The 481-nt window shown below is 62.0% G+C and carries 1 protein-coding gene; it reads left to right on the forward strand.

Annotation, left to right across the window (positions count from 1 at the left end; translation table 11 throughout):
* The coding region (locus AF337_RS14890; RefSeq protein WP_193393621.1) for a ThuA domain-containing protein at nucleotides 1–481 on the forward strand (481 nt) is incomplete at both ends.

A 481-nucleotide genomic window follows, 5' to 3' on the forward strand; every position in this document is an offset into this window, starting at 1 on the left:
TGGGAAGGCATGGGCCTGCTGGTGCTGCATTCCGGCCATTTCTCCAAGATCTTCAAGCGGCTGATGGGCACGCCCTGCGCACTGAAATGGCGCGAGGCCGGTGAGCGCGAGCGCCTGTGGACGATCAATCCGCGCCATCCGATCGCCGCCGGCATCGGCGAACATTTCGAGCTCGAAAACGAGGAAATGTACGGTGAGCAGTTCTCGGTGCCGGAACCGCTGGAAACGGTGTTCATCTCCTGGTTCCAGGGCGGCGAAGTATTCCGCTCGGGCCTGACCTGGCGGCGCGGCGCCGGCAACATCTTCTATTTCCGCCCCGGCCACGAGACCTATCCGACCTATCACGACGCCACCATCCAGAAGGTGCTGATCAACGGCGTCAAGTGGGCCTATAACCCTGAAGCAGCGTTGACGAGTATTACCGACGCCCCAAATGTGCCGGTAGAAAAGGCCCTGGAGCCGATCGTCGAACGCGGCCCGA

The sequence above is a fragment of the Rhizobium ecuadorense genome (assembly GCF_001187535.1).
Lineage (GTDB): Bacteria > Pseudomonadota > Alphaproteobacteria > Rhizobiales > Rhizobiaceae > Rhizobium > Rhizobium ecuadorense.